Origin of the sequence: Nocardia sp. JMUB6875 (assembly GCF_041154655.1) — a bacterium.
Taxonomy (GTDB): domain Bacteria; phylum Actinomycetota; class Actinomycetes; order Mycobacteriales; family Mycobacteriaceae; genus Nocardia.
Genome location: NZ_BAAFGR010000253.1, coordinates 1 through 7,774, shown reverse-complemented (window position 1 = coordinate 7,774; position 7,774 = coordinate 1). Strand labels below are relative to the sequence as shown.

The 7,774-nt window shown below is 67.6% G+C and carries 10 protein-coding genes; 4 read left to right on the top strand and 6 right to left on the bottom strand.

From position 1 onward, the window contains the following. From ACAM49_RS36840 to ACAM49_RS36830, 3 genes are all read left to right on the top strand, one after another. Nucleotides 1-1,010: hypothetical protein (locus ACAM49_RS36840; RefSeq protein ID WP_369640156.1), on the top strand; the 1,010-nt coding region annotated here is incomplete at its 5' end. After that, nucleotides 1,010-2,173, top strand: a complete 1,164-nt coding sequence (locus ACAM49_RS36835; RefSeq protein ID WP_369640155.1) for a glutathionylspermidine synthase family protein — start codon at nt 1,010-1,012, stop codon at nt 2,171-2,173. The genes ACAM49_RS36840 and ACAM49_RS36835, both read left to right, overlap by 1 nt. Before the next feature lie 31 nt (nt 2,174-2,204). Continuing rightward, nucleotides 2,205-2,657 carry a DUF350 domain-containing protein gene (locus tag ACAM49_RS36830; RefSeq protein WP_369640154.1) on the top strand — a complete coding sequence of 151 codons (453 nt, stop codon included), beginning with the start codon at nt 2,205-2,207 and terminating at the stop codon, nt 2,655-2,657. A gap of 9 nt (nt 2,658-2,666) precedes the next feature. On the opposite strand, the gene ACAM49_RS36825 is transcribed toward ACAM49_RS36830, so the two are convergent. From ACAM49_RS36825 to ACAM49_RS36800, 6 genes are all read right to left on the bottom strand, one after another. Beyond that, nucleotides 2,667-3,248: a dihydrofolate reductase family protein gene (locus ACAM49_RS36825; protein WP_369640153.1), complete on the bottom strand. Its 582-nt coding sequence runs from the start codon at nt 3,246-3,248 to the stop codon at nt 2,667-2,669. A gap of 119 nt (nt 3,249-3,367) precedes the next feature. Continuing rightward, a complete protein-coding gene (gene mutM, locus ACAM49_RS36820; RefSeq protein ID WP_369640152.1) occupies nt 3,368-4,225 on the bottom strand; it encodes a bifunctional DNA-formamidopyrimidine glycosylase/DNA-(apurinic or apyrimidinic site) lyase in 858 nt (285 codons plus the stop codon). Then, nucleotides 4,226-4,993 (bottom strand): ribonuclease III, encoded by a 768-nt coding sequence (gene rnc / locus ACAM49_RS36815; protein WP_040811045.1) that lies wholly within the window; start codon nt 4,991-4,993, stop codon nt 4,226-4,228. A gap of 17 nt (nt 4,994-5,010) precedes the next feature. Next, on the bottom strand, nt 5,011-5,193 hold the full coding sequence (gene rpmF, locus ACAM49_RS36810; protein WP_120737450.1) for a 50S ribosomal protein L32: 183 nt from the start codon (nt 5,191-5,193) through the stop codon (nt 5,011-5,013). Nucleotides 5,194-5,195: 2 nt separating this feature from the next. Continuing rightward, on the bottom strand, nt 5,196-5,861 hold the full coding sequence (locus ACAM49_RS36805; RefSeq protein WP_369640151.1) for a DUF177 domain-containing protein: 666 nt from the start codon (nt 5,859-5,861) through the stop codon (nt 5,196-5,198). A 145-nt stretch (nt 5,862-6,006) separates the two neighbouring features. Continuing rightward, nucleotides 6,007-6,753 carry a DivIVA domain-containing protein gene (locus ACAM49_RS36800; RefSeq protein ID WP_369640150.1) on the bottom strand — a complete coding sequence of 249 codons (747 nt, stop codon included), beginning with the start codon at nt 6,751-6,753 and terminating at the stop codon, nt 6,007-6,009. A 268-nt stretch (nt 6,754-7,021) separates the two neighbouring features. Between ACAM49_RS36800 and ACAM49_RS36795 the strand changes: the two genes are divergently transcribed. Continuing rightward, the gene (locus ACAM49_RS36795; protein ID WP_369640149.1) at nt 7,022-7,537 is read left to right on the top strand and encodes a GtrA family protein; all 516 of its coding nucleotides are present in this window, start codon (nt 7,022-7,024) and stop codon (nt 7,535-7,537) included. Nucleotides 7,538-7,774: the final 237 nt, after the last annotated feature.

The following is a 7,774-nucleotide window of genomic DNA, read 5'->3' as shown; positions in this document are numbered from 1 at the left end:
GGGGCACCGAGCCACCCGCGAGCAGTGAAACTGCGCCGCCCGCGAGCGGGAACGAGCCGACGGTGCGATTCGAGATCCCGGAGCCGGGCGCACACCAGCCGACGCGGCCGCTGCCGTCACCGACCGAATCGGCCACTGGCGCGGGCGCTTCCGGTTCGGGCGGGGCAGCGGAAAGCCCGGCCGGGGCGGCGGACACTCCGGACAGCCCGGGCGGCATCGACTGGGCTCCCTTCGCCGGTTCGGCGCCGAGCTACCCGCCCCCGAACCCGAGTGCGTATCAACCCACGCTGCCGCTGCCGACCGAATCGGGCACGGGTACAGGCGCTCTCGGTGAGCGGCCCGGTGTGCCGGGGGTTGAGCCGCCGTTCACCATGCCGGTGCCGTCGCTGGAGCCGGAGGCTCCGCCGGTGCCCGCGGTGCCGCCGCGGCGCGGGAGCATGACGACGCAGGAGGCCGGGATCACACAGCCGCGGCCGCCGACGGTGGCCGAGGCGCGGGCTCGGGAGAAGGCGCGCAAGCGGGCCGAGGAGGCGGAGCGGGCGGCGGCCGAAGAGGCGGAAGCCAAGCGGCGCAAGAAGAAGAAGGTGCTGATCGGCGGCGCGGCCGTCGTTGGCATTGCGGCCCTCGTGGGCGGCGGGTATCTGGTCGCGTCGGCGTGGAACGGGCCGGAGGTGACCGCATCGTGCACCGTGGTGGCGAAGAAGGGCGAGCAGGTGCCCATCGGCAATGGGCAGACGATCACGGCCGACCACGACAATCAGGAGATCGTCGTCCCGGACAACTACTGCTCGGATGCGCAGAGCCACGGCAACAGCGGGATCAATCCCGGCTTCTTCTTCCTCGCCGGGCACTCCTACCGCTACTACTACGGCGGCCCCAGTCAGACCATCGGGCGCGCACCGGTCGGCGGCACCACCGTGGCACCGAGCGGCGCGACCATCAAGACGAAGAGCGGCAGCACGATTCAGCGCGGCGGTCTGGGCGCGAAGGTGAAGGGTGGAGGTTCTTAGTGCGGCGGGTTCGCAGCACCGCGCGGCCGGGCTGGCAGCGCATCATCGAGAGTCAGGGTCTGGTTTTCGGGTCGCCGGGGCAGTACGGGAACGGGCAGCCCCGCCCCTACTGGGACGAATCGGTGCACTACGAGTTCGATATGGACGAGATCCTGGCCATGGAGGCCCAGGTCGAGGTGCTGCACTCGATGTGCCTGCACGCCGTCGAACAGGTGGTGGTGACCGAGCGTTTCGCGGATTTCGGTCTGCCGGAATGGAGTTGGCAGCCCATCAAGAACTCCTGGCACCGCTCCGACCCGCACATCTACGGTCGCTTCGACCTGCGTTATGACGGCCGCGGCCCGGCAAAGCTGTTGGAGTACAACGCCGATACGCCCACCTCCCTGCTGGAAGCGGCAATCGTGCAGTGGCACTGGCTGACCGACACCCATCCGGACGACGATCAGTGGAATTCGCTGCACGAGAAGCTGGTCGAGCGCTGGGGCGAGCTGCGCGACACACTGCCGGGCTCGCAGCTCCACTTCACCTGGTCGGGTTCGGACTCCTCCGGTGAGGACAATGTCACCACCGCCTATATGCAGGAGACCGCCGCCGAGGCCGGGTTCGACACCGTCGCCCTCCCCATCGAGGAGGTCGGATTCGATACGGAGCTGGAGCGTTTCGTCGATCTGGCCGAGTCGCCCATCGAGGCCATCTTCAAGCTGTACCCGTGGGAGTGGGCCCTCGACGACGACTTCGGCAAGCGTGTGGTCGCTTCGCTGCCGGAAACCATGTGGATCGAGCCGCTGTGGAAGACCCTGCTCTCCAACAAGGCCATCCTGGCCGTGCTGTGGGAGATGTATCCCGGCCACCCGAATCTGCTGCCCGCCTACCTCGACGACCCGCACGAGCTCACCGAGTACATCCGCAAGCCCAAGCTGGGCCGCGAGGGTGCGAACATGACGATCGTCGGCGCGGGGATGGAAACCGCCACCGGCGGCGTCTACGGCGAAGAGGGCTTCGTCTACCAATTGCTCGACCCGCTGCCCGAATTCGACGGCATGCGGCCGGTGCTGGGTGCTTGGATCGTGGGCGACACCTCCGCGGGACTGGGCATCCGGGAAACCGTCGGCCTCATCACCGACGACACCTCGACGTTCGTCCCGCACCGCATACCGCAATGACCATCCACTCGATTCCCCCGGAGGATCACCGATGATCACCACTCTCGCTCTGGAGGCGGGGTACTGGAATTCGCTCGGCCGCGGCGTCGGCGCGATCGTGCTCTACGCGCTGCTCGGCCTGGCGCTCATGCTCATCGGTTTCCAGGCCGTGGACTGGACGACGCCGGGCAGCCTGCGCGCCATGGTGGGCCGCGGACTGCCCAATGCCATCATCATGAGCGCCGCGGCCATCGTCAGCATGGCGTTCATCGTGGTGCTGGCCATCTTCGCGCAGGCGGGCAAGCTCTCCGAGGGCCTGATCGCCGCGACCGTCTACGGCCTGGTCGGCATCGTGGCGCAGGTGATCGCCGTGCGCGTCCTGGAGTTCGTGCTCGGCATCGATATCGGCGCGGTGCTGAAGAATCCGGAATTCAGCACCGAGGCCGTCGTCGTCTCGGCCGCCCACGTCGCCATCGGCCTGGTGGTGGCGGTCGCGATCCTCTAGCGCGAGCCCCTAGCGGACGCGGCCGTATTTGATGAAGGCCACGCCGTCCTCGAAGACGCGGCTGGTGATCACCCGGAACTTGGACGGTTCCGGGAGCCGCGAGCCGGTGCCGAACAGCGGGCGGCCGTGGCCGAGGACGATCGGGTAGAGCTTCAGGAAGACCTGATCGATCTCGGGCATCAGGGACTGGGCGAGTTCGCCCCCGCCGCAGAGCCAGATGCCGAGTCCCTTCTCGCGCTTGAGTTCTCGGACCCGCTCCAGCGGATTCTCCGAGATCAATTCCACATCCGGGGCCGGGTTCTCCGGCAGCGTGGTGGAGACCACGAACTGCCGCAGGTGCGCGTACGGGCTGGAAGTGCCGGTGCGGACGCCGAAGTCGTGGGTCTTGCGGCCCATGAGCACGGTGTCGAAGTTGCGGCAGGGTTTGTCGACGCCCAGCACCTGACGCACCTTGGTCGGCAGGGTCTCGGGATACTGCGCGATGATCGCCGGCCCGTGGTCACCCCCGACCGGGAAGAAGTCGACCGAGCCCGCATCGGTGGCGATGAACCCGTCGATGGTGGCCGCGACGTAGTAAGTCAGTTTGCGCATCAATTTCCTCCGGTCGGCACAACTGCATGCCGCTAATGAAAAAGGTAGCGCTTCATCGGCATCGGTAGGGACGTTAGGTCACCGTCACCCGCGCCGACCGGGAAGAAAACCTGCTGGTCTCAGCCGCGCGGGCGGGGCTGACAGCGCGGGCAGGAGAAAGACGAACGGTTCATGAACTTCTCCCGCCGCATGATCGCACCGCAGCGGCGGCAGGGCTCGTGCTCGCGCCCGTAGGCATTGAGCGAGCGCTCGAAGTACCCGGATTGGCCGTTGACGTTCACGTAGAGCGCGTCGAAGGAGGTGCCCCCGGCCTGCAGCGCCTCGCCCATGACGTGCTGGGTCTCGACGAGCAGGTTCGCGAGCGCGGGCCTGGTCAGCTTGGCCGCGGGGCGCTCGCCGTGAATCTTGGCCCGCCACAGGGCCTCATCGGCATAGATGTTGCCGACCCCGGACACCACGGTCTGATCCAGCAGCAGCCGCTTGATCTCGGACTGCTTGCCGCGCAACGTCTTCACGACCTGGTCGGCATCGAAAAGCGGATCCAGCGGATCGCGCGCGATGTGCGCCGCGGACTCGGGCACCCAGGTGCCGTCCACCTCGACCAGATCCGAGAGCTGCCAGCCGCCGAAGGTGCGCTGGTCCACGAACCGCAGTTCGTTGCCGTCGTCGAGGGTGGCGATGATGTGCGCGTGCTTCTCCAGCGGCGCGGTCGCGGGCTGCACCAGCATCTGCCCGGACATGCCGAGATGCACGACGAGAGAGGTATCGGGCTCATCGAAGGTGAGCCACAAGAATTTGCCCCGCCGCTGCGCGTCCTGAACGCGCAGACCGGCAAGACGGGCGGCGAGATCGTCCCCGCCGAGCACATGCCTGCGCACCGAGCGCGGATGCTTGACGGTCACCCGGTCGAGGACGCGGCCCACCACATGCTCGGCGAGCCCGCGCCGGACGACTTCGACCTCGGGGAGTTCGGGCATCTAGCTCTTCGAGCCGTCCGAACCCTCGGGCGCGTTCTCGGCGTGCAACGCCTTGTAGGCCGCGCCCGCGGCCTTCTGCTCCGCTTCCTTCTTGGAGCGGCCCACCCCCTGGCCGTAACCCTTCCCGCCGATCACCGCGGTGGCGGTGAACTCCTTGTCGTGGTCGGGTCCGGTGGAGGTGATCTCGTAACTGGGCACGCCGATGCCGCGCTCGGCGGTCAGCTCCTGCAGGCTGGTCTTCCAGTCGAGCCCGGCCCCCATGCGGGGACCGCGCTCGAGCAGATCGGCGAACAGCCGCAGCACGACGGTGCGTGCCACATCGATGCCGTGCTGCAGATGCACGGCACCCAGCAGCGACTCCATGCCGTCGGCGAGGATGCTCGGCTTGTCGCGGCCGCCGGTGAGCTCCTCGCCCTTACCGAGCAGGAGGTGGCGGCCGAGACCGCCCTCACCGAGGCAACGGGCCACCTCGGCCAGCGCGTGCATGTTGACCACGCTCGCGCGCAACTTCGCCAGCTCGCCCTCGGATTTGTCCGGGTGCTCCAGATAGAGGCGCTCGGTAATGCTCAGTCCGAGCACCGAATCGCCCAGGAACTCCAGGCGCTCGTTGGTCGGCAGGCCACCGTTCTCGTAGGCGTACGACCGGTGCGTCAGCGCTAGGCGCAGAAGCTCCGGTTGTACGTCCACGCCGAGAGCCTCGAGCAGGCTGGCATGGTCGGCTGCATCACCTACGGCGGGAATATCCGCCGCATCCTTGCTGGCGGTCACGGTCGCTTTAACGCGAATCAGATCGCGGAGGTGACCTGACGGCCCTTGTAGGTGCCGCAGGACGGGCACGCGATGTGCGGCAGGGTCTTCTGGCCGCAGGCGCGGTTCGGGCAGGTGATCAGGGTCGGCGCGGTGGCCTTCCACTGGCTGCGACGCGCGTGGGTGTTGGCACGGGACATCCGGCGCTTCGGAACGGCCACGACTAGCTCTCCTCTGTCTTACTTGCGGCACCGTTGTGTCCCGCAAGGGTGGAATCGGTTGATGGGTCCGACACGGTCTCCGTATCGGGGGACTCAGCGTTGAACTTGGCGAGCCCGGCCCAGCGAGGGTCAAGTATCTCATGACCGTGGCCGGAACCCGCAATCGCCATCCTGACCCCGCATTCCGGGCACAAACCGGCGCAATCCGGCTCGCACAGCGGCTGCAGCGGCAGCTCCAGGCCGACAGCGTCCACCACGACCGGCTCGAGGTCGATCATGTCGTCGACGAGACGGTGGATCTCGTCTTCCTCTGTGGTCTGGTCGGTGGCGCTGTCCGGGTAGGCGAACAGTTCGGTGAGCTGCAACTGGATCTCGTCGGTGAACGGTTCCAGGCAGCGCGAGCATTCACCCTCGATGGGTGCGTCGACCGTTCCCATCACCAGCACGCCCTCGGAGACCGACTGCAGGGTGAGCTCCAGCTCGACCTGCGCGCCGACCGGGATTCCGACCATTTCCAGGCCGATCCGGTCCTCGGTGGTGACGGTGCGATGCAACTGCTTCATCGTGCCGGGCTTGCGTCCGAGGCTGCGCACATCCAGCACGAAACCGCCGTCCTTCAGCGTCGATTGACGACGAGGACGCGACTCGGAACCGGAATCGGCGGACATTCGGGACGACACCTAACGCTCGGCGGGGAATGGGCAACCACCCAACAATACCGAAAGCCCCGCTTGCGGCCCAAATTGGGTAAAGCGCCCCCGAACCTCGTCATTCCGGCGTGCTTTCGCATGCCGGAATGACGAGGCAGTGAACTCAGCGGCGGAATTCGGACGCGTAATCCGGGATCGAGGTACCGGACCGCACCTGATGGCGGCCGCGGCCGACGATGCGGAGAGTATTGGAGAGGGTCTCCTCGAAGTCGGCGAGCTTGCCGTCGACGTAGTCGTCGCATTCCTGGCGCAGGCGGTCGGAGTCGGCCTGGGCATTGTCGATGAGGCGGGCGGATTCGACGTGCGCGGCGCGGACCACCTCGGTCTGCGAGACCAGGCGTTCCTGTTCGGCCTTGCCGTCGGCGACCGAGCGGTCGTAGGAGGCCTGGCCGGCGGCGGCCAGGCGGTCGGCCTCGGCGCGGGCGCGGCTGGTGAGGGAGTCGTATTCGGCCTGGCCGTCGGCCACGGTGCGCTCGGCCTCTTCCTCCGCGGAGGCGACGAGGTGCTCGGCGTGGGCGCGGGCCTCGGCGACCATGCGATCGGCGTGCGCCTTGGCGTCGGCCAGGATGCGGTCGGCCTCGTCGCGGGCGGAGGAAACCGTGTGGTGCGCTTGCTCATTGGCGGTCTTGACGGTGGCCTCGGCGCCGGTGCGGGCGTCGGTGACGATCTTGTCGCGGTGATCGAGCACGTCCTGGGCGTCGTCGAGCTCGCCGGGCAGCGCCTCGCGGACATCGTCGAGCAGTTCCAGCACCTCACCGCGCGGGACGATGCAGTTGCGGGTCGGCGGGATGCCGCGGGCCTCTTCGATGATGGCCACCAGTTCGTCGAGCGCTTCGAATACCCGGTACATGTGCTACCCCACTCTCCTGCCAGGACTCACGGCGAGACTCTCCGCTGCAGCCAGTCTGCCAATCTCAGCGCTGTCAACAAGGTCCGACACGGCGTGTCGCGGGTTTTCCGGAACATGGACTGTCTCACAGACCACAAAAACAAGTGGAGGGAGCCACTCCACTTCGTGTTACCTTTGTTAGGCAAGAAGGTGTCGGCCGGTGACGCCCAGCCGGGAGAATTTTCGGCGGCGGCAGGCCGACACCGACGTGTTCGGATGGGGAATGACAATGGCTGTCTACGAGATGACGGAGCGGACCACAGCGTCCGTGCCCGGTCTGGTGAGCACCTATGCCTATGGAACGCAGGCCCTGTACACGACCTGGTCCCGGTGGCTCGGGCAGCTCGGCGCCTGGCTGCGCGGCGAAGCCGCCTTCGCACAACTGATTCGGTTCGCCCTGGTCGGCGGGCTGAGCAATGTCGGCTACATCCTGCTGTTCCTCGCCCTCTACGGCGGCGGCCCGCAGCTGGCCAATCTGGCCGGATCCATCGTGAGCACCGCCCTCGCCAACGAGATGCACCGTCGCCTCACCTTCCACGCCGCCGGTCGGGTGCGCTGGTACACAGCGCAATTGGAGGGCGGCGCGCTGGCCCTGGCCGGCCTGGCCATCACCTCCGGCGGCCTCGCCATCCTCGAGGTCACCGCACCCGGCATGGGCGACATCTCCGAAGCCCTTGCCGTCCTGGCCATTACCGCCGCCGTCGGCACCATGAGATTCCTCACCCTCCGCCTCTGGGTCTTCTGACCCTCCCCCGAAACCTCGCACCTCCGCCGGAAAACCCGGCCGCGGTGCGAGGTTTCGTCGTTTCCGGAACAAGTGGAACCCAGGCGGGCCAGCCCACGTCCAAATAAGCATCCGATGGACGAAAGGGGTTCCGACATGATCAGTGGACGCGGATGCCTTGGGGGACGACGAGATACGCCGGGGCCACGCCCACAACGCCCACCCGGCCGCGCCTGCGGTTCCTGCGTGCGCCACCAC